26 protein-coding genes and 1 pseudogene are annotated in these 23,437 nt (G+C 69.3%); 16 read left to right on the forward strand and 11 right to left on the reverse strand.

Annotated features, from left to right (window positions below):
• The first annotated feature begins 7 nt into the window (after nt 1-7).
• Both KRR26_RS00255 and KRR26_RS00260 read left to right on the forward strand, forming a co-directional pair.
• Nucleotides 8-751 carry a hypothetical protein gene (locus KRR26_RS00255; protein ID WP_217078835.1) on the forward strand — a complete coding sequence of 248 codons (744 nt, stop codon included), beginning with the start codon at nt 8-10 and terminating at the stop codon, nt 749-751.
• A gap of 17 nt (nt 752-768) precedes the next feature.
• The gene (locus tag KRR26_RS00260) at nt 769-1,413 is read left to right on the forward strand and encodes a glutathione S-transferase domain-containing protein (protein ID WP_120205470.1); all 645 of its coding nucleotides are present in this window, start codon (nt 769-771) and stop codon (nt 1,411-1,413) included.
• Nucleotides 1,414-1,434: 21 nt separating this feature from the next.
• Here the strand turns inward: KRR26_RS00260 and KRR26_RS00265 are convergent, their stop codons facing one another.
• From KRR26_RS00265 to KRR26_RS00280, 4 genes are all read right to left on the reverse strand, one after another.
• Nucleotides 1,435-2,523 (reverse strand): M35 family metallo-endopeptidase, encoded by a 1,089-nt coding sequence (locus tag KRR26_RS00265; RefSeq protein ID WP_217078836.1) that lies wholly within the window; start codon nt 2,521-2,523, stop codon nt 1,435-1,437.
• Nucleotides 2,524-2,628: 105 nt separating this feature from the next.
• Complete coding sequence (locus KRR26_RS00270; RefSeq protein WP_120205467.1) at nt 2,629-3,018, reverse strand: VOC family protein; 390 nt, start codon at nt 3,016-3,018, stop codon at nt 2,629-2,631.
• Between the two features lie 63 nt (nt 3,019-3,081).
• On the reverse strand, nt 3,082-3,432 hold the full coding sequence (locus KRR26_RS00275; protein ID WP_120205465.1) for a nuclear transport factor 2 family protein: 351 nt from the start codon (nt 3,430-3,432) through the stop codon (nt 3,082-3,084).
• Nucleotides 3,433-3,469: 37 nt separating this feature from the next.
• The gene (locus tag KRR26_RS00280; protein ID WP_120205463.1) at nt 3,470-4,369 is read right to left on the reverse strand and encodes a LysR family transcriptional regulator; all 900 of its coding nucleotides are present in this window, start codon (nt 4,367-4,369) and stop codon (nt 3,470-3,472) included.
• A gap of 76 nt (nt 4,370-4,445) precedes the next feature.
• On the opposite strand from KRR26_RS00280, the gene KRR26_RS00285 reads away from it, so the two are divergent.
• Both KRR26_RS00285 and KRR26_RS00290 read left to right on the forward strand, forming a co-directional pair.
• Entirely contained in the window at nt 4,446-6,650 is a 2,205-nt protein-coding gene (locus KRR26_RS00285; protein ID WP_217078837.1) for a S9 family peptidase, read from the forward strand.
• A 39-nt stretch (nt 6,651-6,689) separates the two neighbouring features.
• Nucleotides 6,690-7,100: a type II toxin-antitoxin system PemK/MazF family toxin gene (locus KRR26_RS00290; RefSeq protein ID WP_120205460.1), complete on the forward strand. Its 411-nt coding sequence runs from the start codon at nt 6,690-6,692 to the stop codon at nt 7,098-7,100.
• Between the two features lie 47 nt (nt 7,101-7,147).
• Here the strand turns inward: KRR26_RS00290 and gstA are convergent, their stop codons facing one another.
• Nucleotides 7,148-7,753 carry a glutathione transferase GstA gene (gene gstA / locus KRR26_RS00295; protein ID WP_120205458.1) on the reverse strand — a complete coding sequence of 202 codons (606 nt, stop codon included), beginning with the start codon at nt 7,751-7,753 and terminating at the stop codon, nt 7,148-7,150.
• A gap of 129 nt (nt 7,754-7,882) precedes the next feature.
• Here gstA and KRR26_RS00300 point away from each other — a divergent pair, with 129 nt between their 5' ends.
• Nucleotides 7,883-8,275 (forward strand): winged helix-turn-helix transcriptional regulator, encoded by a 393-nt coding sequence (locus KRR26_RS00300; RefSeq protein ID WP_120205456.1) that lies wholly within the window; start codon nt 7,883-7,885, stop codon nt 8,273-8,275.
• Between the two features lie 5 nt (nt 8,276-8,280).
• On the opposite strand, the gene KRR26_RS00305 is transcribed toward KRR26_RS00300, so the two are convergent.
• A complete protein-coding gene (locus KRR26_RS00305) occupies nt 8,281-10,743 on the reverse strand; it encodes a WD40 repeat domain-containing protein (RefSeq protein WP_120205455.1) in 2,463 nt (820 codons plus the stop codon).
• A gap of 146 nt (nt 10,744-10,889) precedes the next feature.
• Between KRR26_RS00305 and KRR26_RS00310 the strand changes: the two genes are divergently transcribed.
• Complete coding sequence (locus KRR26_RS00310) at nt 10,890-12,098, forward strand: hypothetical protein (RefSeq protein ID WP_217078838.1); 1,209 nt, start codon at nt 10,890-10,892, stop codon at nt 12,096-12,098.
• Nucleotides 12,099-12,412: 314 nt separating this feature from the next.
• A pseudogene (locus KRR26_RS36550) lies at nt 12,413-12,538 on the forward strand (MotA/TolQ/ExbB proton channel family protein); the annotation flags it as partial.
• A gap of 73 nt (nt 12,539-12,611) precedes the next feature.
• Here KRR26_RS36550 and KRR26_RS00320 read toward each other — a convergent pair.
• The gene (locus KRR26_RS00320; protein ID WP_236068164.1) at nt 12,612-14,054 is read right to left on the reverse strand and encodes an FAD-dependent oxidoreductase; all 1,443 of its coding nucleotides are present in this window, start codon (nt 14,052-14,054) and stop codon (nt 12,612-12,614) included.
• A 357-nt stretch (nt 14,055-14,411) separates the two neighbouring features.
• Between KRR26_RS00320 and KRR26_RS00325 the strand changes: the two genes are divergently transcribed.
• Nucleotides 14,412-14,630 (forward strand): hypothetical protein, encoded by a 219-nt coding sequence (locus tag KRR26_RS00325; RefSeq protein WP_120205450.1) that lies wholly within the window; start codon nt 14,412-14,414, stop codon nt 14,628-14,630.
• Nucleotides 14,631-14,666: 36 nt separating this feature from the next.
• The gene (locus KRR26_RS00330; protein ID WP_217078840.1) at nt 14,667-15,092 is read left to right on the forward strand and encodes a hypothetical protein; all 426 of its coding nucleotides are present in this window, start codon (nt 14,667-14,669) and stop codon (nt 15,090-15,092) included.
• Between the two features lie 26 nt (nt 15,093-15,118).
• Here KRR26_RS00330 and KRR26_RS00335 read toward each other — a convergent pair whose 3' ends face one another.
• Nucleotides 15,119-15,577 carry a MarR family winged helix-turn-helix transcriptional regulator gene (locus tag KRR26_RS00335; RefSeq protein ID WP_120205446.1) on the reverse strand — a complete coding sequence of 153 codons (459 nt, stop codon included), beginning with the start codon at nt 15,575-15,577 and terminating at the stop codon, nt 15,119-15,121.
• A 115-nt stretch (nt 15,578-15,692) separates the two neighbouring features.
• Between KRR26_RS00335 and KRR26_RS00340 the strand changes: the two genes are divergently transcribed.
• Nucleotides 15,693-16,556 (forward strand): NAD(P)H-binding protein, encoded by an 864-nt coding sequence (locus KRR26_RS00340; RefSeq protein WP_217078841.1) that lies wholly within the window; start codon nt 15,693-15,695, stop codon nt 16,554-16,556.
• 9 nt (nt 16,557-16,565) lie between these two features.
• Here KRR26_RS00340 and KRR26_RS00345 read toward each other — a convergent pair whose 3' ends face one another.
• Nucleotides 16,566-17,450, reverse strand: a complete 885-nt coding sequence (locus KRR26_RS00345) for a sigma-70 family RNA polymerase sigma factor (protein ID WP_120205443.1) — start codon at nt 17,448-17,450, stop codon at nt 16,566-16,568.
• Between the two features lie 67 nt (nt 17,451-17,517).
• Between KRR26_RS00345 and KRR26_RS00350 the strand changes: the two genes are divergently transcribed.
• The 5 genes from KRR26_RS00350 (at nt 17,518) to KRR26_RS00370 (ending at nt 21,439) form a co-directional block, all read left to right on the forward strand.
• Nucleotides 17,518-17,976 carry a carboxymuconolactone decarboxylase family protein gene (locus KRR26_RS00350; RefSeq protein ID WP_217078842.1) on the forward strand — a complete coding sequence of 153 codons (459 nt, stop codon included), beginning with the start codon at nt 17,518-17,520 and terminating at the stop codon, nt 17,974-17,976.
• Between the two features lie 346 nt (nt 17,977-18,322).
• A complete protein-coding gene (locus KRR26_RS00355; protein ID WP_233576843.1) occupies nt 18,323-18,631 on the forward strand; it encodes a PadR family transcriptional regulator in 309 nt (102 codons plus the stop codon).
• 1 nt (nt 18,632) lies between these two features.
• Entirely contained in the window at nt 18,633-18,995 is a 363-nt protein-coding gene (locus tag KRR26_RS00360) for a DUF1048 domain-containing protein (protein WP_217078843.1), read from the forward strand.
• A 249-nt stretch (nt 18,996-19,244) separates the two neighbouring features.
• Nucleotides 19,245-20,471 (forward strand): serine hydrolase domain-containing protein, encoded by a 1,227-nt coding sequence (locus KRR26_RS00365; protein ID WP_236068188.1) that lies wholly within the window; start codon nt 19,245-19,247, stop codon nt 20,469-20,471.
• 182 nt (nt 20,472-20,653) lie between these two features.
• The gene (locus KRR26_RS00370; RefSeq protein WP_120205435.1) at nt 20,654-21,439 is read left to right on the forward strand and encodes a hypothetical protein; all 786 of its coding nucleotides are present in this window, start codon (nt 20,654-20,656) and stop codon (nt 21,437-21,439) included.
• Between the two features lie 7 nt (nt 21,440-21,446).
• Here KRR26_RS00370 and KRR26_RS00375 read toward each other — a convergent pair whose 3' ends face one another.
• Nucleotides 21,447-22,052, reverse strand: a complete 606-nt coding sequence (locus KRR26_RS00375) for a LysE family translocator (RefSeq protein ID WP_120205433.1) — start codon at nt 22,050-22,052, stop codon at nt 21,447-21,449.
• Nucleotides 22,053-22,174: 122 nt separating this feature from the next.
• Here KRR26_RS00375 and gcvA point away from each other — a divergent pair, with 122 nt between their 5' ends.
• Nucleotides 22,175-23,032, forward strand: a complete 858-nt coding sequence (gene gcvA / locus KRR26_RS00380) for a transcriptional regulator GcvA (protein WP_236068165.1) — start codon at nt 22,175-22,177, stop codon at nt 23,030-23,032.
• Here the strand turns inward: gcvA and KRR26_RS00385 are convergent.
• Complete coding sequence (locus tag KRR26_RS00385; protein WP_233576841.1) at nt 23,025-23,399, reverse strand: ankyrin repeat domain-containing protein; 375 nt, start codon at nt 23,397-23,399, stop codon at nt 23,025-23,027. The two genes, gcvA and KRR26_RS00385, sit on opposite strands and share 8 nt — an antisense overlap.
• Between the last annotated feature and the right edge of the window lie 38 nt (nt 23,400-23,437).

A 23,437-nucleotide genomic window follows, 5' to 3' on the forward strand; every position in this document is an offset into this window, starting at 1 on the left:
GCGCCGCATGCATTCTACCGAGCGATGGCGTTCGTCCCTGGGACTCTGGGCCCTCGTGTCGTGCGGAGTCCTCGCGGTGGGAGGATGTCGCCGCCACGAATCCAAACGGACCGTCGCCGTCGGTCCCGCGACCTATCTCTCTCAGCGCACGTGCGACTGGGCCGACTGGGAAAACACCTCCTGCGGCGAGGACGGAGAGCTGGTGGCGGGCGGCGCGCGCATCACGGGCATCCGGGAGATTTCCGCCAGCCCTCGCGCCGAGCGGGTGCGCGTGCAGAAGCGGACCGGGGAGCTGCTCCTCGTGGACACGCGCACGGGCGCCGCGCAGTCCCTGCCGGGCCGCCGCTGGATGGAGCCGTGGTGCGACGAGACCGCGTTCCTGCTCAGCACACCCCGCACCGAGGACGCGAACTCCGAGTTGGAGTTCTACTGGCTGGAGCAAGGCGAGGCCCTGCGCTCCACCACGGTCTACGCGGGCGAGCGCAACGTGGCGAAGCTCTCCTGCGGCCCCCAGCACACGCTCGCGCTCGTGCTGGCCAGCGCGAAGCCCGGGGCCCCGGTGGGGCTGTACCACTGGAGCGAGGCCCGGGGACTCCAGCGGGTGGAGGACTGGCCGGGAGCCCTGACCGCGGGCGACGCCACGGACCTCCAGCTCTCATGGACCGACGAGGGCCGTCCGGCCTGGTGCATCCGAACGCGGCCCTACACCACCGGCGAGTGTCAGCCCCCTCCCCGCCCTTCCGCCCCCTGACCCCGGACCCACACGCCATGACGCTCCAATCCCCGGACACCGCGGTGCCCACCCTCATGGGCCGCTCCAGCTCCCACTTCACGCGCATCGTTCGCGTCTTCGCCGCGGAGACACGCACCGCGCACACCCTCCATGTGGTGCGAGACCTGATGTCCTCGGACGTCAAGGACTACGGCGGCAACCCGGCCCTGCGCATTCCCACCTGGAAGACGGAGCAGGGCAGCTGGTTCGGCGCGCTCAACATCTGCCGCGAGCTGTGCCGGCGCGCGAGCAACCCGCCGCGCGTGGTCTGGCCCGAGGACCTCACCGAGCCCCTCCCCGCCAATGCGCAGGAGCTGATCCTCCAGGCCATGTCCACCGAGGTGTCCCTCGTGATGGCCAAGGCCGGAGGCGCGAGCGAGGGCGGAGCCCATCCCGCCAAGCAGCGCCAGTCCCTGCTCAACATGCTGGCGTGGCTGGAAGAGAACACGCCCGCGGCGCTGGCCGCACTGCCGCGGGAGCGAGACCTGAGCTTCCTGGAGGTCTCGCTCTACTGTCTGGTGATGCACCTGGAGTTCCGCGGCGTCCTGTCCATGGCGCCCTATGCGGCGCTGAACGCGTTCTGCCAGCGGTTCGGAACGCGCGCCTCCATCGCGGAGACCGCGTTCCAATTCGACCCGTGAGCGCGCCGGTCCCGCGCGGCGCTACTGCGAGAGGTCTTCCGCGAAGTACTCGTGGCTGTCCGCGTTGTCGATGGCCTTGGTGGGGTTGGACGTCGCCAAGGCCCTGCAGGCGGTCTGCCCGGTGGCCCACTCATCGGTCCCCGCGACGGCGGTGAAGTGACTCATCTCGTGGACGAGCAACCCGCCCTTGGAGTCCGTGCCATACGTCGGCGCGGCCCAGAAGAGCCCACACACGAAGATGCGAAACGGGTCGCTCGGGTAGACGTAGGAATAGGAGTCGGCGTCGGTGCAGCTGCAATCGATGACCACCGACTGGGTCTCGAAGGCGCCCGAGATGGACTGGAAGTGGCGCTTCACGGTCGCGACCCGAGCGCTGGTGGTGGTTCCAAACCAGTTCGTGTAACGCGAGGGAGGGATGAAGAGGTTGAAGTACTGAAGGCCATCCGCCGCCATGGCGCGCGCCGCGGAGAACGCCGCATTGAGCGTGGCGGCCGGATGCGTCGGCTCCACGCAGTGGCTGGTGGTGAGCGCCTGCGCGGAGACGGTGCCAGGGGCCTCGCGCCAGGGCGCCACGAAGGGGCGTCCCGCGATGTCTACCTCCAGGTCGTCCGAGCGAAGGGCCGCGACGTTCGCGCGCTCCACGGCAGGAGCCTGGTAGCGCAGCCGGTAGTGCCCCGTGCGGGACAGGTCATAGACCGCGCCGATATCCACGACGTGCGACACCTGCTCGCCCGGCTCCAGGCGCAGGAAGTCCGTCTCACGAGGCGGAGCCCAGTGGTAGCGCCGTCCCTGATACGGCACGCTCACGCCGTCCACCGTCACGGAGAGCAGGTCCTCGCGAAGCCCTCCCGCCACGGTGTGCCGCTTCAACACGCGCACCGGTGAACCGGACACGTTGGTGAGCGTCACCGTCACCCACGCGGACTCGCGGCTCGCCAGCGCGGCGTGTGGCACCGACAAGGCCACCGCCACCTCGCCCGCGACCGCGTCTCGCGCGACCTCGGCTGGGGTGGCGGGCCGAGACTCCGGCGCGCCACAGGCCCCCAGGAGCAACAGGCCCAGAGCAGCACCCAGCCAGCGACTCTCACAACCTCTTCTGCCGAGGCTCATCGCGGAGACTCCATGGGATGACGAGGGAGGCCAAACCCTATCCATCCCAGAAAAACCCGTCCAGCCGCGACGCGCGACGACAATCCCTCACATGTGACGCACCGCTCAGCCGCGGAACTGCGCCATCTGGATGAGATTGCCGCAGGTGTCCTCGAACAAAGCGATGACCACCGGCCCCATGGACACAGGCGGACCGCGGAAGACCACGCCGAGCTTCACCAACCGCTCGTACTCCGCCTGACAGTCCTCCACGCCGAACTGCGTGAGCGGGATGCCCGCGTCGAACAGCGCCTTCTGGTACACGCGCGCGGGCGCGAAGCCCATGGGCTCCAGGAGGAGCTGGGTGCCCTCGCTCGCGTCCGGGGACACGACGGTCAGCCACCGGTACTCCCCCGTGGGGACGTCCACCTTCAGCACGAAGCCCAGCTTCTCCGTGTAGAACTTCAGGGCCTTGGCCTGGTCGTCCACCATCACGCTCGTCACCGTGATGCGCATGCGCTGCCTCCTCGGGGCGGCCACCGGAAGGGGACCGGTGGAGCCTCCCGCGTAGCGCATCCGTCAGCGCTTCTCCAGAAGAGAGCGCGGGTCGAAGGTGACGCGAATGCGGGTGATGCGGCCTTCCTCCACGTGACTCCAGTTCGCCACCTGCAACGGCGCTCCGCCGCCCGGATGGATCTCGAACCAGGTCAGCACCTCGGCGCCATCCACGAAGCGGTGCAGCACCGACACCTGGGGCGACAGCTTCCACATTCCGTGGACGAGCCCCTTCACGCACGCGTCGGCGCCGTCCGCGGTCCCCAACACCCCCACAAAGTTCACCTCGGGCGCGAGCGTCTCTCGCAGCATCCGCTCGTCTTGCGTCCGCCACGCCTCGAAGTACGCCTCCACCACTTCCGCTGGTTTCTTCATGCGCCGGAGACTGCCGCAACGAAGTGTCAGCCTCCTGTCATGTTTGGTGGGAGCGTCGGGCGATGGACTCATGGGCCAGGGCCCGGAAGTTCGCCACGGCGGGCGTGGGCCGAGTGCCCATGAAGGCCACGGAGAGCTCCGCGAAGCCCGTGGCGCCGCGCAGTCGCCGGAACACCACGCCCCGAGGACGCAGGGCCTCGGCGGACAGGGGCGCGAGCGTGAGCCCCAGCCCCGCCTCCACCATGCCGATGACCGAGGGCCATGAGCTGGCCTCCTGGACGATGCGCGGAGAGAAGCCCGCGGCCAGGCACATGCTCGTCACGGTGTCGTGCAGTCCTGGGGCCGCGTGGCGAGGAAAGAGGACGAAGGGCTCGTTGGCCAGCGAGGCGAGCGTGACGACCTGCTGTTGCGCGCGCGGATGGCCCGAAGGGAGCGCGAGCGAGAACGGCTCCTTGAGCAGCCGCTCCACCGTGATGCCCTCGTGGCGGAAGGGCGTCCGGACGATGGCCACGTCCAGCTCGCCCGTGAGGAGCGCGATGCCCACGTTCAGGCTCTCGCGGTCATCCAGCTCCAGCTTCACTTCCGGGAAGCGGCGCCGGAAGCGGGACACGATGGCAGGCAGGATGCCGAAGGCGGAGGACGCGGCGAACCCCACCCGCAGCGTGCCCGTCTCGCCCTGGGCGGCCCGGCGCACGGTGGCGACGACGTCCGCGCGACGCGCCAGCAACGTGCGCGCCTCCTCGAGCAGGCGACTGCCCGCGGGTGTGAGCGCCACGCGGCGGCTCGTGCGCGCCAACAGCGTGACGCCCAGCTCGGCCTCCAGGCGGCGAATCTGCTGGCTGAAGGGAGGCTGCGCCATGCCCACGCGCGCGGCGGCCCGTCCGAAGTGCAGCTCCTCCGCCACGGCGACGAAGAGCTGAAGTTGGCGAAACTCCATATCGAGACGTTCTCCGTCTGGATGAGCGGCGAAGAATATATTGGAGGTTCAGGATTCGGCTTCCTAGCTTCATCGCATGCTCCCCCTCTCCGTCTCGCTCCTGCTCCTGCTCTTGGGAACCACCGAGCCCTCCGCGGCCGTGCCCGACGCAAGCGTTCAGGAGCGCCTGGACACCGCGTTCGCGGTGAGCCGGTTCCCCCTGAAGTTGCACGACAGCCTGGTGACACCGCGCTGGCTCCGAGACGGAGAGCGCGTCGTCTTCTGGGAGCGAGAGGGCAAGACGGGGGGCACCTGGGCGCTCGCGTCCGCGACGACGGGCAAGGTCACCCCCCTCGTGTCAGCCGCGTCGCTGCGCGCGCAGCTCGGCCGACTTCTGGGCAAGCCCGTCCCAGAGCTTCGCTTCCGCGAGGTGGCGCTGACACCGGATGAGCAAGGCATCGTCTTCGCCCTGGGCGAACAGCGCTTCGTGTTGGCACTGGCCAACGGACAGGTGACCCCGCTCGCCCCCGAGGACCGGCGTGCGTGGGCGCTGTCACGCGAGCACTTCCTCGCGGCTCAGGGCGGAGCGGCGGCCATCCAGCGCGGCAATGGCTTCGCCGTGGTCAACGCCGCGGGGCACGCCGTGGTGGAGCGGACGGGAGAGGAGGTCCTCGCTTGGCGCATCCCCGAGGCCCCGTGGTCGCAGGACGGCCGCTTCCTGGTCGTGTGGCGCGAGGACCAGCGAGAGGTCCACAAGCTGCCGGTGGTGGACTACACGTCGGCGGTGGAGAAGGTCACCTGGGTGCCCTACTCGAAGGTGGGCACGCCGCTGCTCAAGTCGGAGCTGCACGTCGTGGACGTCAGCTCGGGCCAGGTCATCCACATCCCGCCAGTCGAGGGCGAGACCTACGATTGGTTCGCGGGCTGGTGGCCCGACCGGAACGAGGCGCTGTTCCTCCACCTGTCCCGCGATGGGAAGCGACTGGACCTCACGGCGGTGAACCCCGTGTCGGGCAAGCGCCGCCTGCTCGTTCGCGAGGAGCGCCCGGAGACCTTCGTGGCGGGGTTGGATCTCGCCGTGGGCGGATGGGCGAAGCGCGTGACGCCCCTCCCCGGAGGCAAGGGCTTCCTGTGGATCTCCGAGCAGGACGGCTGGCGACACGTCTATTGGCACGACAGCGACGGCCGGAGGCTCCGTCAGGTGACGCGCGGCGCGTTCCCCGTTCACGAAGTGGTGGGCGTGGATTCCAAGACGGACGCGCTCTTTCTGCTGGCCCCCTCGCTGTCCGGCCCCACGTATGAGCAGCTGCTCTACCGGGGCAGCCTGCAGGGCGGCGCGCTGAAGCGGCTGTCTTCTGGCGAGGGCTCTCACTTCGTCTGGCTGTCCCCCTCGCGCCAGTTCTACCTGGACGCGTGGTCCACCCGGACGATGCCGCGCGTGCGCGAGCTGGCCTCCACCTCGGATGGACGGGTCCGCGTCCGGCTCACGACGACGGACGCGAGCGACGTGGAGGCGTTGGGGTACCGCCCGCCCGAGGGCGTCATCGTCGAGGCCGCCGATGGCCACACCCCACTCCACGGCGTCATCTACAAGCCACGCGACTTCGACCCTTCGCGCCACTACCCCGTGCTCGCGTACATCTACGGTGGCCCGTTCATGTTCTCGCTGCCCTGGACGTACGTGGGCAACGCCATGACGATGTCCTGCGCGGGATTCGCCCAACTGGGCTTCGTCGTGGTGATGGTGGATCCACGCGGCGGCACGGGCCGAGACAAGGCCTTCCAAGACGCGAACTACGGTCGCGTGGGCCAGACCGAGATTCCAGACTACGTGGCGGCACTGAAGCAACTCGCCGCCTCGCGCCCCTGGATGGACCTGGACCATGTGGGCATCCATGGCCACTCCTGGGGCGGCTACTTCGCGCTGCGAGGCATGCTGACGGCGCCGGAGTTCTTCAAGGCGGGCTACGCGGGCGCTCCAGGTTCCATGGAGGAAGAGGCCATCATCAATGAGCCGTACATGAACCTGCCAAGCGCCAACCCCCAGGGCTACGCGGCGGCCTCCAACCTCGCGCTGGCGGGGAAGCTCCTGGGGCCGCTGAAGCTCATGCACGGGACGAGCGATGTGAACGCCTCGCTCTCCACGACGATGCGCATGGCGGACGCGCTGATTCGAGCGGACAAGCACTTCGACCTGCTCGTCATGCCGGGCCAGCCACACTCGCCCCTGCCGCCCGCAGACCGCTACTACGCCGACGACGTGGGCCTCTTCTTCCTCCGACACCTCGGGGAGCCCCGCTGACGCAATCGTGGGTTGCTCTGCCCCAGGGGCTCCGCTCTGATGCGGCGCAACGGACGTGAGGAGCCCACCCTGTCAGCCGAGCGAGTTCCCGGAGACATCTTTCGCGGCGATGTCTTCTGGGTCGAATCCGACGAGACGCGCGGGTCGATTCCCGGCATCGCGCATCCGCACGTGGTGATTCAGGACGACGTGCTCAATCACTCGCGCATCCACAGCGTGGTCGTCTGCGCGCTGACGTCCAATCTCAAGCGCGCCAGCGAGCCCGGCAACGTCCTGCTCGAGCCGGGTGAGGCCAACCTGCCCAAGCCCAGCGTGGTGGTGGTCTCGCAGGTCTCCGCCATCGACAAGGCCCAGCTCGGGGCCTACATCGGCTCGCTCTCCGAGCCGCGCGTCGAGCAGATTTTCGCCGGGATGCGCTTCCTGCAAGCCGCCTTCTTCGGGCGGCGCTGACAGGGGCCGCGCTCCACACGCGGCCCCTATCCGAGGGCAGCGAAGGACTACGCCAGCCCCTCGGCCTTCAGGGCCTCGCGCACGGCGGGACGCGCCGCGACGCGCGCCTGGAACGCCTGAAGGTTGGGGAAGCCATCCAGGCTCAGCTTCACGTGACCCGCCCAGGTCGTCACGACGAAGAGATAGGCGTCCGCGATGGTGAACGTGTCGCCGAACAGGAAGTTCTTGCCCGCGAGCTGCTCCTCGATGAGCGAGTAGCGCTTGCGCAGGTATTCCTTGCGCTCCTCACGCAGGGCCTCGGGCGTGTTCGGATAGAACAGCGGGGTGTACGTCTTGTGCAGCTCGGAGTTGATGTAGCCCAGCATCTCCTGGACGCGATAGCGCTCGAGCGTGCCCGCGGCGGGAACGAGGCCCGCCTGGGGCTTCTGGTCCGCCAGGTACTGAACAATGGCCGGTCCCTCGGTGAGCACCAGACCGGGCTCGATCTCCAACGCCGGCACATAGCCCTTGGGGTTCACCTTCCAGAAGTCCCCCTCGGTCTTGATGGTCTTGGTCCTCGTATCAACCTTCTCGAGCTGGAGCGGGATGCCCGCCTCCCGAGCAACGATGTGCGGAGAGAGCGAACAGGCACCCGGAGCGAAATAGAGCTTCATCGCGATTCCTCGTGGTTGGTCAAAAACAGCGCGCGGGAAGCTAACGCCACGAGTTACCAACGGATAGCTGCAATGCTAAGGTAAGGCGCAGAATCCACTCACCACTTGGTAAGTACGCGGAGCGTCGACGTGGCCCTCAAGGTGCGCAAGAGCAATGCCCCACCACCGCCCTTGGGCTGTCCCATGCGTGCGTGCATGGACCTGCTCGGTGGGTTGTGGACACCCAACGTCATCTGGCAGCTCTCCGGCGGGCCGCGCCGCTTCGGTGAGCTGCTCAAGGATGTCCCGGGCATCTCGCCCAAGGTGCTGACCTCGCGCCTGCGCGCGCTCGAGACCAAGTGCGTCATCGAGCGGGCGGTGCTCCCCACCTCGCCCCCCTCGGTCGAGTACTCCCTGTCCGAGCTGGGGCGAGAGCTGTTGCCTGTCATTGACGCCATCGTCCGAGTGGGCGGCCGGCTGCGAGAGCGCGCCGGGATTCCTCTCGGCGCCCCGAGAGGCTCGGCCCGCCGCGCCCAGGCCTAGGCGGCTCACCCGCGCGACATCGCCGGGTCGTGGAGCCGCAGCACGTAGAGGAAGTCCTTCTGGGTGTGGCCCCGCGCGAGCAGCAAGCCATCCTGGAGGAGCAGCGTCTCCTCCATGACGTCGGGGAAGTGGACGAGCGGCGTGGCATCCATCGGCCGATGGAGCGCGACGGGCGCATCGCCCAACGTCTCCCAGTAGCGCTGGGCCACCACATCCTCGAGCGTGGCCAGGCCCGGCAGCTCGGCGAGCAGCGCACCGCTCGCCAGGTCGAAGAAGCGCGTGTGCTGGTCCTGCGACACGGTGATGACGCGCGAGTCCACCACAGCCACCCCGAAGACGACGTCAGGATGGGGCAAAGCGTGGAGCACCGCGCCCGTCGCGACGTCGAAGACGCGCACCGAGGCATCCGCGCAAGCAAACACCCCACGCGTGCCATCCGGAGACAGGGCCAGGCCCGTGAGGGCCTCGTCCGATACGGCGAGGGTCCGCTGGGTGCCCGTGGCCGCATCGAGCAGGACGAGCTCCCCTGACTCGCGGCCCACCGCGAAGCTGGGCGACCGCGCCGCGATGGCATACACCGGATCCGGCTCCACCACGGCCTCGGTGTCGAGGAGGGTCGTGCCATGCCGAAGCTCGTGCAGCGACACATGTCCGCTCTCGTCATGGAGCACCACCACGCGGGTGCCGTCGGGCGTGAAGCTCACGCGCTGGATGTTCCCTGGCGGGCCACGCAGCGTGAGCACCAGCGCGCCGTCCGACACCCGCCACACCCGCGCGCGCTCCTCCTCGACCGCGGCCACGAAGAGCTTGCCGTCCGGAGAGAAGGCCATGGGGAGCGAATCGAGCACCGGGCCTCTGTCCTCGCGGGCCACGGGCGGCGCGGAGAGGACCTGCGCGGGCTCCAGCGTCCGCGCATCGAGGAGCCGCACCCCAGGCCGGAAGGGGGGCGGCTTGCTCACGGTGGAGAGCGGACACGCCAGATAGCGGCCATCCGGGCTCACATCCCAGGGCAGCATGAACGCGGTCCGCGCATCCAGAGGAAGGGGCCTGCTCTGCCCTCGTGAATCAAAGACATGCGTGGACCTGCGCAACCGCGCGATGCCATAGGGCGCGCCGGCGCGCCCCGACAACTCCTGCACCGGCTCCTGTTCGGCCAGCAGACGGGGAGCGGCGCGCGCATTCCAATCGCTGAGCACCACCCGGAAGTCGGCCGAGGTCAACGCGAAGCGCTCGCCATCTGGATGGAACGCGGCATGACGCTCGACCTTTTGCGGGGGAACCGCTTGGGTCCGCAGCACCTCGCCGCTCAGCGCATCGACCTCGTCCAGCCGGCCATGGACGAACACGCCCAAGCGCTTCGCGTCGAGCCACGAGGCCGAGGACGCCGGGCCGAGCCCCTGCCCCAGAGGCTGATGCGTCCACCCCTGCGTCTCCACCCGGGTGACTCCGTCCACGGTGCTGAGCGCGAGCCACGCTCCGTCCGGACTGAAGGCCGCGTCCCGCACGATGGTGCCCACGGAGATGCGCGCCACCTGCGCGCCGGTCTCCACATCCCAGATGCGCGCGGTGTCATCCGAGCCGCCCGAGGCCAGCCAACGCCCGGACGGATGGAACGCCACGGTCAGCACGGACTGCTCATGCCCCGACAGCGTGTGCGCCACCCTGCCCGTGGCCACCTCGACCAGGCGCACCCGCCACCCGAGGTTCGCCACGGCGAGCCAGCGGCCATCCGGGCTGAAGGCGACCGAGGTCACCTGCCCCTCTTGCCGCGTCAGGGAATGCAGCAGGGCGCCGGTCTCCACGTCCCAGATGCGCGCGTCGTGGTCACGCGAGCCGGATGCCAGCCGCGTTCCATCCGGACTCCAGGCCACGCTGCGCACCTCGGCCTCGTGGCCCGCCAGCGTGCGCACGCAGGTGCCCGTGGCGACGTCCCAGAGATGGACGTTCTGAGTGTCCTCCCACGAGCCCGTCGCCAACCGCGTCCCGGAGGGATTGAAGGCCACGCACAGCACGTGGGCCTCGTGGCGGAGATCCCGCTCATGTCCCTCCAGACGTCCGGGCAGGGGCCGCAGGGCCTCCAACCAGGGCTTCACTTCGGACGGGGCCTCCCATTGCTGTCGCCAGTGCTCCGCGAGCTTCCAGACGCGCGCACCTGGATCGCTCCACGGCCCCACCGCGCCTTCTTCAAAGTGTGAAGCGGCCTCGGGAGCATCGAACCAGCGCAGACGATTGTAGAGACATTGGAACAGCGCCTCCGGATGGTCGCGGACGAAGTCGGCATCGAGCGCGAGGGCGCGGCGAAGGACGCTCGCGGCACGAGGGCTGACCCAAGGGTCATCGTCCGGGAGGACGCGCGCGAGCAGCGTGTCCAGGGCCTCCTCGAGCGCCTCCAGGCCCGAGTCCAGAAGCAAACGCTCCAGGGTGGAGAACTCGGCGAGGGCAGCGAGGGTCAGGGAAGGAGGCGGCATGCGGGACTCGAGTGGAACGAGGGACGACGCGCGGAGGAGGCGCGCAGCATAAGGCCAAAGCGGGCGGTGGTTGGTGCCACATGTGCACTTGTGCTGTCTTCCCAGACGCCTCTCGGACTTCTCCGAGAACCAGGAAGAGGCCCACCATGTCCGAGTCTCCCCCAGCCTCGCCGCCCGACCACGACGAGGAGGCATTGCGCGACCTGTCGATGTGGATCACCAAGCTGCGGAATCTGGAGAACATCACGGTGGAGCCGCGGGGGAGACTGTCTCGGGGCTCCAACTCCAAGCGCCCTGCCCACAGCAAGAACTTCTTCAATCACCTCTCGGAACAGAACATCACCTGGCGCGCCACTGACGGCTCCGACCACAGCGGCGCAGTCGCCGTCATCCAAGGCTCATGGTTCCAGGACAGCGACAGCTACACCTTCGCGCCGGAAGCACGCGCGATGATTGTGGACGTGCACAACGACCATGCCATGGCCTTCCTCCTCCACGAGGCGAGCCAGGGAATCGACGAGGCCCGCGTGGTGGCCGCCAGCGCCGGAGAGGAGGACTCCGCGGTCACCGTGGCGCAAAGCATGGCCGAGTACACCCGCAAGGCGGTCGAGGCGCGGTTCGCGTCGCACTGGTTCACGCATCCCGAAGAGGCGCAAGCCGTCCGCCAATGGGTGGATGCCCAGCCACTGCGCAAGACGCCCAAGTTCTCGGTGGAGATCGAGGCCGTGGAGATGGCCCCGAGCGAGGAGGCGTTGCGCACGCAGCTCATCGAGTGGCTCCCTCCGAAGCGCCGCAGGCTCCTCGCCACCGCGGCGGGCGCGCCAACCACGGATTGCGCAGCGTTGGCGCGCGCCATCGCGACCGTGCTCGCCACAGGCAAGCCCGCCGCTCAGGCCAAGTTAGAAGCCAGACTGCGGGAGATGGCCGGATGGGATGACTGGCGGGAGGCGTTCTTCCTCGATGCGCTGCCCTCTGGACTGTGCGCCGTGAGGCTGCGTGCAACCCGCCTGGGAGTGGCATTTCACTCCACCACTCGCAATGGCGTGCCCTTGCTCGGGCTCCAGCTCCTGCTCGACGCTCCGGGTGCCCAGGCGCTGCATCACCACGTCAACGCGGATCATCTCCGCTTCTGTCGCTCGCGAGGATTCGACCTGGCGGACGACATCGCGCCGCTGAGCTTCGCGCAAGAGCCCGAACACACCTTGCGAAAGGACACAGCTCCCGGTGAGGTCCGCTACCAGCTCCTCATGCCCAAGGCCCTGGTGCCCGCGGGGTGCACGCCAGGCGCGAAGTTCGACTCGATAGCCCCCGCGGACGATATCAGCTGGTATTGCCGACCGCCGCGCAGCGTCTGAGGCCACGCTGACGCAGCCGAGCGTCAGGAGTCCTCGTCGTCGTCCGAGGCGGCGGGGGCGCACTCCAGCAGGGCACTCGCGGACTGGTGCGCGCGAAACGCCCAGGCGCTCCGCGCGCCCACTCCAGGCTGACCCGCCGGGCTCGCGCTCAGGCGTCCAGCGTGGACACGGTGAGCGCGTGCAGGTCCGCGGTCTCTCCGATGACGTCGATGCGCGTGATGCGCCCGGCCGCCAGCGTGAAGCGCAGGATCCGATACAGCCGTCCGCGCGGAGCAACCACGAGGCCCACGGCGCCCGCCGCCAGCGCCACCCGCGCGGCCTTCGGTCTGCTCGTCGCCGTTCCCGCCGTGATGGCCTGCAACTCCTTGCAGCGCTGGGTGGACGCCCGCGCGGTCGACTTGGCCGAGGCCAGCAACGAGTTCCTGGGTGCCACGTCCCGAAGCGCGCGAGCGCGCCCGCGCTGCCGCCATGGCCCCGCGCCCCCTGACGCATCGAGGGCCCGGGCCGTGGCAGCTACCCCGTGGACCTCTGGACCGGGACAGGGCTTGGGCGCGTGAGAGGGGGAGGCCGTGTCTCGGTATTCGCCAGCCGCTCGAGAGGGCGGAGGAGCGACATGACGCCATGGCCCAACACGGGCAAGGCCACGGAGGGCTGGAGAACCGCCTCCATCCCCGCGTGCAGGTGCAGTATCCGGTAGAACTGGCGATGGACGTGTGCGTCGGTCGACGTGCGCTCCATCAGCCGCAGGATGTACCAGTGCAGCAAGCCCAGCCCGAAGGTCCGCTTCCCGACGGCCTGCGGATACAGCAAGTCCATGCTCGTGCCCAACAGCCACGGGAGCCGGATGACTTCAGGCAGCTGCTCGCGGAAGCGCTGCGCCAGGCCCGAGAGATCGCCTCGTTCCGCCTGCTCGCGGAGGCAGGTGTCCAGCAGCTCGGCGCCAAGCCCCGCCACCGACATGCCTTGCCCGTAGAGGGGGTTGAAGGCACACGCGGCGTCTCCCAGGATGACCAGCCCCTCGGGAAAGCGGGGCAGCTTCTCGTAGTGCCGCCACCGGCAGTCCTTCACCTTGTGCTGAGAGATGGGCCCTATCGGCGTGGCCTCTTTCAGGTAGTTGTACAGGTCCGGACGCGTCAGTGAGCGCGCGTACTCGAGGAACCCCGCGTACTCGGTGGGCGCGTGCTCCCCGAAGTAGCCATTGAGGGTGACGAGCCACCGGCCTCCTTCGACGTGTGAAATGAAACCCGCGCGCCAGGCCTTGGGAGGACTTGGATAGAGGAAGAGCGCCTTCCATTCCTTTTGGAAGTGGGGCGGCGGCTCGTGCAGGCACGTCGTGTAGGAAAGGTCCACGATGACCTGCTCTTCCTCCGGGCGCGCGTAGCCGATGGCTTCCAACCACTGAGGCATCCGCGAGCCCCGGCCACTGGCATCCACGACGAGGTCCGCCTCCCACGACTCCTCGCCCTGGGGTGTCTTGACCCGGACGCCCGTGATGCGCCCCGTGCCCTTCTCGTCGGAGATGAGCCCTTCGATGGAGCAGCCCTCGCGCACCGCGACGTTGGGCTGCGTCTTCACCCGGCGAAGGACGTTCCACTCGAGCAGGGGCCGGCTGCACAGCAGCCCGGGGATGCCGCTGGTGCGGCGCAGCTTCCACACCCCGAAGTGGTGCCAGGCGAGGTCTCCACTCGAGTCGATGAACTCGGCGCCCTGGACCTGGAGTTGCTCGAACAGGTCCGGGAAGTACTTGTCGAGGATGCGCCGGCCCGTGTCCAGCAGCACATGGATGTGCGGCCCTTGGGGAACACCTTTGCGCGCGGCGGGCCCCTCCACCCGGACATCACGCTCCACCAGCGTCACCTTGTCGAAGTGGTCCGCGAGCGCCCGCGCGCTCAGGAGCCCCGCCATGCTGCTGCCGATGACCACGGCGCTTCCGAATCTGCGTCCAGGGGTTTCCAAGTCCCAAGCCTCCAAGGCGTCATGTCGTGGCGCTGCGGGTCGGAGGGGTCCGCCTTCCCCAGAGCCGCTCGCCCCCGCCGAGGAGATTGCACATCACCGGTCTGACATGCCCTCTCGAACCCGGGGCTCGAAAGCTTCACCGCCACCCTGGAGGAGTCCAAGGCGAAGATGCTGGACAGGCTGGAGCGGGAGAGCCAGGGAGCCCCGTAGAGGGTAACCCCGCTCAGTCCACTCGCGGCCTCCTCGCCTCCCGCCGGTCTTTGCCGACCGCTGCCTGGGGCGCCACGCTCGCCATCTCCTCTTCTGGATGAGGCCAGGCGAGGAGCCGCAAGCCAGGGCGTCGACGAGGCGCGCGTCGTGGCCGCGAGCGCGGGCGAAGAGGGCTCCGCGGTCACCGTGGCGCGCAGCATGACCGAGTATGTCCGCAAGGCGGTCGAGGCGCGGTTCGCGTCGTACTGGTTCCTCCAGCCCAAGGAGGCGATGGCCGTCCGCAAGTGGGTGGACGCCCAGCCCTTGCGCAAGACGCCCAGGTTCTCGGTGGAAACGGTGCTCGAATCCGGCAAGGCCACGGCCTGAGCGAAGTGGGAGGCGCGACTGAAGAGGGTCGCCGCCGTGGACGACTGGCGCGAGGCGTTCTTCGTCGATGCCCTGCCCAAGGGGCTGTGCGCCGTGAGGCTGCGCGCCCCCCGGCTGGGAGCGGCCTATCACCGCACCTCGCGATACTCCGTGCCCTTGCTGGGGCTCCAGCTCCTGCTCGACGCGCCGGGCGCCCAGGCGCGGCATCGCCACGTCAACGCGGATCATCTCCGCTTCTGCGGCTCGCGAGGTTTCGACGTGGCGGAGCGCATCGCGCCGCTGAGCTTCGCGCAAGAGCCTCAGCGCACCCTGCGAAGAGGCGCGGCGGCAGGCGAGGTCCGCTACCTGCTCCTCATGCCCAAGGCCCTGCTTCCGAAGGGGTGCAAGCCGGGCGCGAAGTTCGCGTCGATCGCGCCCGCGAACGAAAGCAGTGGGAACGGCCGGCCTCCGCGCAGCGCCTGAGAAGCGCTCGCGAACACAGCGGGGCGTCAGGCGTCCTCGTCGTCGTCCGAGGCCGCGGGGGGCGACTCCAGCAGGGCGCTCGCGGACCGATGAATCTTCGCGAGCGCGCTCAACAGGTGCTTGCGCTCGGTCGCGGTGAGGCCCTGGGTGACGAGGGCCTCCAGGCGCTGACGCTCGGCCTCCACGGGCTCCTTCAGCTCACGCCCCGCTTCGGTGAGCCAGAGGCGGACGAGGCGTTGATCCCTCGCATCCGGGCGCCGGGTGAGCAGCCCGGCCGCCGCCATGCGCGTGGCCATCTTCACCACCGTGGGCGTCGCGACATGCAGCGCCGAGGCCACCTCCCCCGGCGTCCGGCCGTCCTGCTCCCACAGCATCGCGAGCAACAGGTTCTGTCCCAGGTGCAGGCCGTGGCGCCGCATGGCCACCTCGGCCACGGCCCGGAGCGCCTTCGTCGTCTTGCTGTGCAGGTCGAGGAACTCGGACATCGCGACTCACGGTGGGGAACCGGCGCGAGCGTACCGCAGGCACGCCGATTGACGGCCATTCAATAGCCGGCTACCATTTTCCTCGCTAGCCAGCTAACGAACGAGAGCGTCCTCGATGATTCTGGTCACTGGGGCCACGGGCAATGTTGGACGGGAGTTGGTTCGGGAACTCGATGCGCGCGGCGCGCGGCAACGCCTCCTGGTGAGAGACCCTGTCCGCGCGGCGGGGCTGCCCGAGCGGGCCGCGCGCGTGGTGGGGGACCTGGGTCTCCCCGAGAGCCTGCCGCCCGCCTTCGCCGGCGTCGACACGCTGTTCCTGCTCACGCAGGGAATCGGGGTCGAGCTGGCCGCGAACGCGCTGCGTGCCGCGAAGGCCGTGGGCGTGCGGCGTGTGGTGTTCATGTCCTCCATCAACGTCCTCGGAGACCCAGTGCCCGCCATGGGGCGCTGGCACCACGCGCGCGAGCAGCTCGTGCGCGACGCGGGCCTGCCCGCCACGATTCTCCGGCCGGGGGGATTCATGACCAACGCCTTCGAGTGGGCGCCGTCCATCCGCGAGGCGGGCTTCGTGTTCGATCCGATTGGCCCAGGCCGATACGCGCTCATCGACCCCGCGGACGTCGCGGCCGTCGCCGCGCGCGTGCTGACCGAGGATGGACATGACGGCCAGGCGTACGTCCTCACGGGTGACGAGGTGCTCACCGTCGCCGAGCAGGTCCGCATCCTCGCCCGGGCGCTTGGCCGCGACATCGAGGTGCGCGAGGCGGCCTCCCCCGAGGACGCCGTGAGGTCCCGCTTCCCCCAGGGCGCGCCGCCGGCACTGGCCGAGGCCATCCTCGACACCTTTACGCGGATGCGCTCGGACCGCGTCGGCGTCCGCACGGACACGGTGGAGCGCCTGCTGGGCCGCAAACCTCGCCCCTTCGCGGACTGGTGCGCGCGACACGCCCAGTCCTTCCTCCGGCCCACTTCACGCTGAGCCGAGGGCTCAGGCGTCCAGCGTCGACACGGTGAGCGCGTGCAGGTCCGCAACCTCTCCGATGACGTCGATGCGCGTGATGCGTCCGCCCGACTGAGTGAAGCGGAGGATCCGGTACAGCCGGCCGAGCGGCGCCACGACGAGGCCCACGGCGCCCTCGATGAGCGCCACCCGCGCGGCCTTCGCCCCACGCGACAGGGCAATGGACTGCATCGCGGCGGCACGCGCCCCGCGCAGCTCCAGCGCCGCCCCCGGCGGCAACGACTCGCGGTCCGCGCACACGACGACCTCGGGATCCAACACGGCGAGCACGCCATCGAGGTCGTTGGCTCGCAGTGCGGCGAGGAACGCGTCCACCACGCTTCGCTGGCTCGCGAGGTCGTCCGCGGAAATATCCTCCGCCCCTTTCACGCGCCGCCGTGCGCGACTCGCGAGCTGGCGCGTGGCCACCACCGAGCGCCCGACAATGGTGGCGATGTCATCGAAGGAGACATCGAACATGTCGTGGAGCACGAAGGCCACGCGCTCGGCGGGCTCCAGCGTCTCCAGGACCACCAGCAGCGCGAGCCCCACGGCATCCGCCTGGAGCGCCTCTTCCTCGGGGCCGGCGCGGTTGGACGCCCCCGCGACCGTCACGGGCACCTGCGCGCCCACCGGATCCTCCGGCCGCGACTTGCGCGCACGGAGCTGGTCCAGGCACACGCGCGCGACCACCGTCGTCAGCCAGCCCCCCAGGTTCTGCACGTCCTGGGTGTCCGCGCGGCTCGCGTGGAGCCACGCCTCCTGGACGGCGTCATCCGCCTCGCTCATCCCGCCAAGCATGCGGAACGCCACGGACCGAAGGTGTCCTCGCTGCTCCTCGAATCGAGTCGCCAGAGCCAGATGTGCAGTCACCGGTCACACTCCTTTTTGGCCGCGCGTCATACACCCGAAGCCACTTGAACCCAGGAGGAAACACCTCATGAACGCGCGAATGAAGAACCCGGTTTTCATGCACCCCGAGGCCATGAAGGCCCTGCTGTCCCTGTCCGCCACCGTCGAGAAGGCCGGCATCTCACGCCGGTTGAGCGAGTTGCTTTCACTGCGAGCCAGTCAAATCAACGGATGCAGCCTCTGCGTGGAGATGCACGCGCGCTTCCTCAAGAAGGAGGGCGAGACCGACGAGCGCATCTTCACCGTGGCCGCGTGGCGTGAAGCCCCCTACTTCACCGACGCCGAGCGCGCCGCGCTGGCCCTCACCGAGGCCGCCACCCGGCTGAGCGACCGAGCGGATCCGGTGTCCGACGAGGTCTGGGACGAGGCCGCCCGCCACTTCGATGCGACCGCGCTGTCGGGCATCGTCCTGGCCATCGCCACCATCAACGTGTGGAACCGCATCAACGTCACCACGCGCCAGGTGGCCGGCTCCATCCCGGGCTGAGCATCATCCCAGCGCTCGACGTCGGTCTCCCCACGGACGTCGAGCAGTGGACGTGATGGACCGCGGTGCCCTCTGGCATTTCCGACTCGGCCTGCGCTCTTGCGGGCCACGTGCCGGGGGGACACCGCATGCCGCATCGATGGGCAGCACCGCTGCGCTTGCTCACGGTCATTCTCAAGCCCGAGATGCTGAGCGAAAAGGGTCCTTGGGCGAGGCGCTCGACAGACAAGGTCTAGCCCCCCCGGCAGGCCCACTTGCCATCCCCAGTACTCGGTGCTACTAAGTACCGAGTACTAAGCAGCGCTAAGTAGATGGGGAGCGAGCTGTGGGCAAGCAGATGACAGAGATGCTGAAGGGAATCCTGGAGGGCATCGTCCTCGCGCTCCTGTCCCTGCGGCCCGCGTATGGCTACGAGATCACGGCGCGGCTGAAGGAGCTGGGCTTCTCCGACATCGCGGAGGGCACCGTCTACGCCCTGCTCGTCCGAGTCGAACAGCGCGGCCTGGTCGATGTGGAGAAGGTCCCCTCGGAGAAGGGCCCCCCTCGCAAGGTCTACTCGCTCAACACGCAGGGACAGGAATACCTCGAGGAGTTCTGGAAGACCTGGGGCTTCCTCGCGGCGCGGCTCCAACAACTCCATCCAGGAGGTCAATGACATGCTCATCTCAGAATTCATCGCGACTGTGATTGGCGACAAGAAGCCATGGCGAGAATACAAGGCGCGCGTGAAGCAGCTCCCTGAGAGCTACCGCCTGGCTGTCGACGCCCTGGAGCGATACCTGACCTACTTTGGAACGGGTGGAGACGGCACCGCGATGTACGCGGACCTCGTCGACCTGTTCGAACAGAGCGCGGCGAACCACACCCCCATCCGACACATCGTCGGGGAGGATCCGGTGGAGTTCATCGAGGCGTTCGTCCGGAACTACCCCAAGGGGGCATGGATCCTCCGGGAGCGAGAGCGGCTGACCCTCGCCATCTCTCGCGCCGCCGAAGCCGACTCGAGACAGGCCGGATAGCGCGCCCGCACGTCGTTCCCAGGCAGCACTCGCCCGTCAAGCCAGGCCCATCACGCACCCGCACCGAGCCAACGCGACGCTCGGGCCGGCGATGGCGGCAGCACCCCTCACCTCCATCACGAACATCCGCACGGGGACTCCACCCGTTCGTCAGGCACCGCCCACCATGCCGCGGCATGGCGCGAGCATTTCGTTTTCATCTCATCCGAAAGGACAGACAGCATGCTGAACACGGCAAGTGGGACCGTCATGCAGGGTCACGTCGAGGATGGCTGGGGACGCGTGGCCGATGCCTTCCGCGCGAACTTCGCGGGCTCCCCGGGCGAGGTCGGCGCGGCGTGCTGTGTCTACAGGGACGGCCGGCCCGTCGTCGATGTGTGGGGAGGCTTCGCGGACCGCGAGGCCCACCGCGCGTGGAGCCCGGACACCCTCGCGTTGGTCGCCTCCACGACCAAGGGTGCCACAGCGCTCTGCGCCCATCTGCTCGCCCAGCGCGGCGAACTCGACCTGGATGCTCCGGTGGTCAAGTACTGGCCTGAGTTCGGCGCTGCGGGCAAGGAGCAGATTCCCGTGCGCTGGCTCCTCTCCCATCAAGCCGGCCTCCCCATCGTCGACGGTCCGCTGACCTTCGAGGACGCCTGCGCCTGGCATCCGGTCATCCGCGCACTCGAAGCGCAGAAGCCGGAATGGCGGCCGGGAACCGAACACGTCTACCACAGCATGACCTTCGGGTTCCTCGTCGGAGAGGTCGTGCGGCGCATCACGGGCAACTCGCTCGGCGCCTTCTTCGCCGAGGAGGTCGCGGCCCCCCTCGGGCTGAGCGCATGGATTGGGCTCCCCGCGGAGCAAGAGGAACGGGTGGCTCGGATTGAGTACGCCGCGCCGTTCACCCTCGAGGAGATGACCGCTGGGATGATCGAGACCACCGGCCTCGACAGGGACACGGTCATCGCCTGGATGAATGCCGTGTGGGGGCCCGACTCCGTGCAAGCCCGCGCCGGACAGCTCGGCGGCGCGTTCGACCATTCCACCGGCTACGCGAACACGCGCGCCTTCCGCGCCGCGGAGTTCCCCTTTGGGAACATGTTCTCGGACGCGCGCTCGCTGGCCCGGATGTACGCGGCCACCGTGAGCAGCGTCGATGGCGTGCGACTGCTGACTCCGGCGACCGTCGAGCGGATGACCGTCGTCCAGACCGATAGGACGCGGATGAATGGCCTGCCGCCCGGACTCGACGTTCCGGCCAACCGGTCCTTCTACATGGCGCTCGGGTTCTGGCGAGCGTGCCCACCGATGCCTTGGGTCGGGCCCGGGTCGTTTGGCCACCCCGGCTCCGGCGGCTCCGTTGCCTTCGCAGACCCCGATGCCAGGGTCGGCTTCGGGTACGTCACGAACCTCTGGTCATTTCGAGTCGGGGAGCCGCGCGCCTCGAACCTCGCCGCGGCGGTCACCGCGTGCCTCAGCTCCCAGCGCTGAGGGTCACGACGCGCCCCCTCGCGAGGCCCCTTTCCCTCTCATCCGAGCCCCATACCCGACCCGCGAGGCGGGTCATTCCAGACTCAGAAACGGTTCAACTGTGTCGGAAGCAACCCGTGGCGCGAAGGCGCGATAACTGATTGGAGGCCCGCTGGACGCTCCGAACTTCACTGAGGTCGCCCATGTCATGGTTTACCCGAGTCAAGGATGCGGTCGCGCCGAAGCTCGCGCTCCCGAAGACGGACCTCCAGCTTCCGTCCATCGAGCAGGTGACGCAGGCGACGGTGGCGCTGGCCTTCACGGGGGCGGAGCGGGGCTTGAGCCTGCTCGACAAGGGCGTGTCGGCGGTGGCGGGCAAGGACTCGCGCGCGGCCACCGTGCTCCAGGATTTGTCCCGGGCCGACTTCGGGGGGCTGCCGCGCCATGACGGACTGCGAGGGGATTGGTTGAAGCTCTGGGGCCCGTGGCTCCGGGAGCAGAAGCCGGCCACGCTCGGCCAGTGGGACACGCTGCCGGATGGAACCGACCGCTTCACCGTCCTGGACGAGCGCTACCTGGAAGACCTCGCGAGTCGGCCGCACACGCACGAGGCCACCCAGGCGTTCTTCCTGGAGCACCCCAGCCCCCAGCCGGGCGACGTCCTCGCGGCGTCGTTCTCGTTCACGGGCGAGGGCTCCGCGACCGGCCGCTACTCGGCGGTCGAGTGGTTCCTCGGCTCGCACACCACGAAGGTGACGTGCGTGAGCGTGGACCTGGAGACCGGTGTGGCCACGCTCGAGTACGAGGTCACCAGCCTGCCCCAGGCCACGCCCGCTCGGGCCCGCGCGGCGGAGGCGGAACTCGCGCCCATGTTCGTGGCGGATGACGCCCACCTGGGTCCCCACGCGGGACTGGGCTGCGACTTCGCCCAGCGCTACGTGTGGACCCGCCAGGTGGAGGTTCCGACGAACCTCGGCCCCCACGGGTGACGCGCCCTCACGCGAGCGCCACGTAGCCCGCGACCGCCAGCATGCACGCGCCGAACGTCCAGCCCTGGAGGCGTACGGCCCGCTCGCCGTGGAAGCGCCCCAGGATGAGCTTGCCGCCGTAGATCCACGGGAAGTGGCACACCACGCAGACGACCAGGAACGCCCCCGTGAGCTGCGCCACCTGCGCGCCCAGGGACTGCGCGGGGTCCAGGAACTGCGAGAACATCACCAGGACCATCGAGTGGATCTTCGGGTTGAGCGCCACCGCGAGCAGCCCTTCGCCCAAGCCCGGCGGACCGAGCGCCTCGCGCGCCTCCGCGGGCGCCGCTGACGAGCGGAAGAAGCCCCACGCGAGGTACAGCAGGTACACCACGCCGCCCCAGTGCAGCACCGGGTACAGCCACGGCACCCCGTGCAGCACGCGCCCCAGCCCCAGGCCGTAGAGGACGCAGAGGGCGACGTTGGCGACCTCGAAGCCCAGCCAGAATGCCAGGGTCCCCCGGACGCCGAAGCGCCCACCCGCCGTGGCGAGCACGGTGTTGCCCGGACCGGGACTGAACACCATGGGGACCGTGTAGCCCATGAACAGCAACCAGCCTTCGGGGGAGATCATGTCCGCGTACCCTCGGCGCACGTGCGTCGTTTCGTCGCGAGAGACAGACCTCATTTCGGAGCGGAGCCCCAGCGAGCTATCCTCGCGCGCTCGATAAACGGGGTTCATCGACCATGCGCCGCATGCCACCACTCGGCGCGCTCCGAGCCTTCGAGGCGGGAGCGCGGCACCTCAGCTTCACGCGTGCCGCCGCCGAGCTGTGCGTCACCCAGGCCGCCATCAGCCATCAGGTGCGGCAGTTGGAGGACTGGCTCGGCGTCACGCTGTTCGAGCGGCGAGGCCACGCGCTGCGCCTCACCGCCCGAGGCGCGGCGTACCTGCGCGAGCTGACGCCCGCGTTCGACCGCATGTCCGAGGCGACCGCGCGCCTCCACGAGCGCGACCAAGGCCCGCTGCGCCTCACCGTCCTGCCCTCCTTCGCCACCTGCTGGCTCCTGCCGCGCCTGGAGTCCTTCCGCCGCGCCCACCCCGACATCACGCTGCACGTGAGCAGCTCCGCCGAGTTGTGGGACTTCCTCGACGAGCGGTTCGACCTGGGCATCCGCTCCGGCCTGGGACGATGGACGGGCCTCAAGGCCGAGCTGCTGTCACAGGAGACGCTCAGTCCCCTGTGCAGCCCCGCGCTCGCGCGGCGACTGCGCAAGCCCTCGGACCTCGCGCGCCTGCCGCTCCTGCACGACACGCCAAAGGACGGCTGGCGACGCTGGCTGGACGCCTCGGGAGCGGAGGGCGTGGAGGTCCGCCCGGGGCTGAGCTTCGACGACGCGAGCCTCGTGCTCCAGGCGGCGCGGGCCGGACTGGGCGTGGCCCTGGGCCGCCTCACGCTCGCGTCGGAGGACCTGCGGGGTGGACGGCTGATCCAACCCTTCGAGCAGGCCGTGCCGAATGACTTCGGCTACTGGGTGGTCCACCCTCGCCCGCTGACGGCGCGCGAGGACGTGACCGCGTTCAAGGCGTGGCTGCGCGCCGAGCTCAACTGAGCTTCGCGGCGAGGGACGCGTGGCCCTGCTTCCGAGCCCGGTCCGCTGGTGACTCCTTCGCCTGGTTGAGCAAGCGCGGATTGGCACCGCCCGCGAGCCGCGCCGCGACCCCGTCGTCATGCCCATTGCGCGCCGCCGTGTGCAGCGGGGTGTTGCCCCCGGAGTCCGTCAGGTCCGGGTTCGCGCCGCGCGCCAGCAGGGCCGCGACGCTCTTGAGCTTCCCCGTCCACGACGCGAGGAACAGCGCGGTGGCGCCGCTCTCGTCGCGCGCGTCGAGGACCCGCGGGGTTCCCACGGACGAAGCGGCCAACGTGCGGACCGCGGCGACATCTCCACGCACCACGGCATCAAAGAGAGGGTGAACCACGAGCACATCCCGGCAGGCCGTGCACGACCTGGGATGGC

Origin of the sequence: Citreicoccus inhibens, assembly GCF_019039035.1 — a bacterium.
Classification (GTDB): domain Bacteria; phylum Myxococcota; class Myxococcia; order Myxococcales; family Myxococcaceae; genus Citreicoccus; species Citreicoccus inhibens.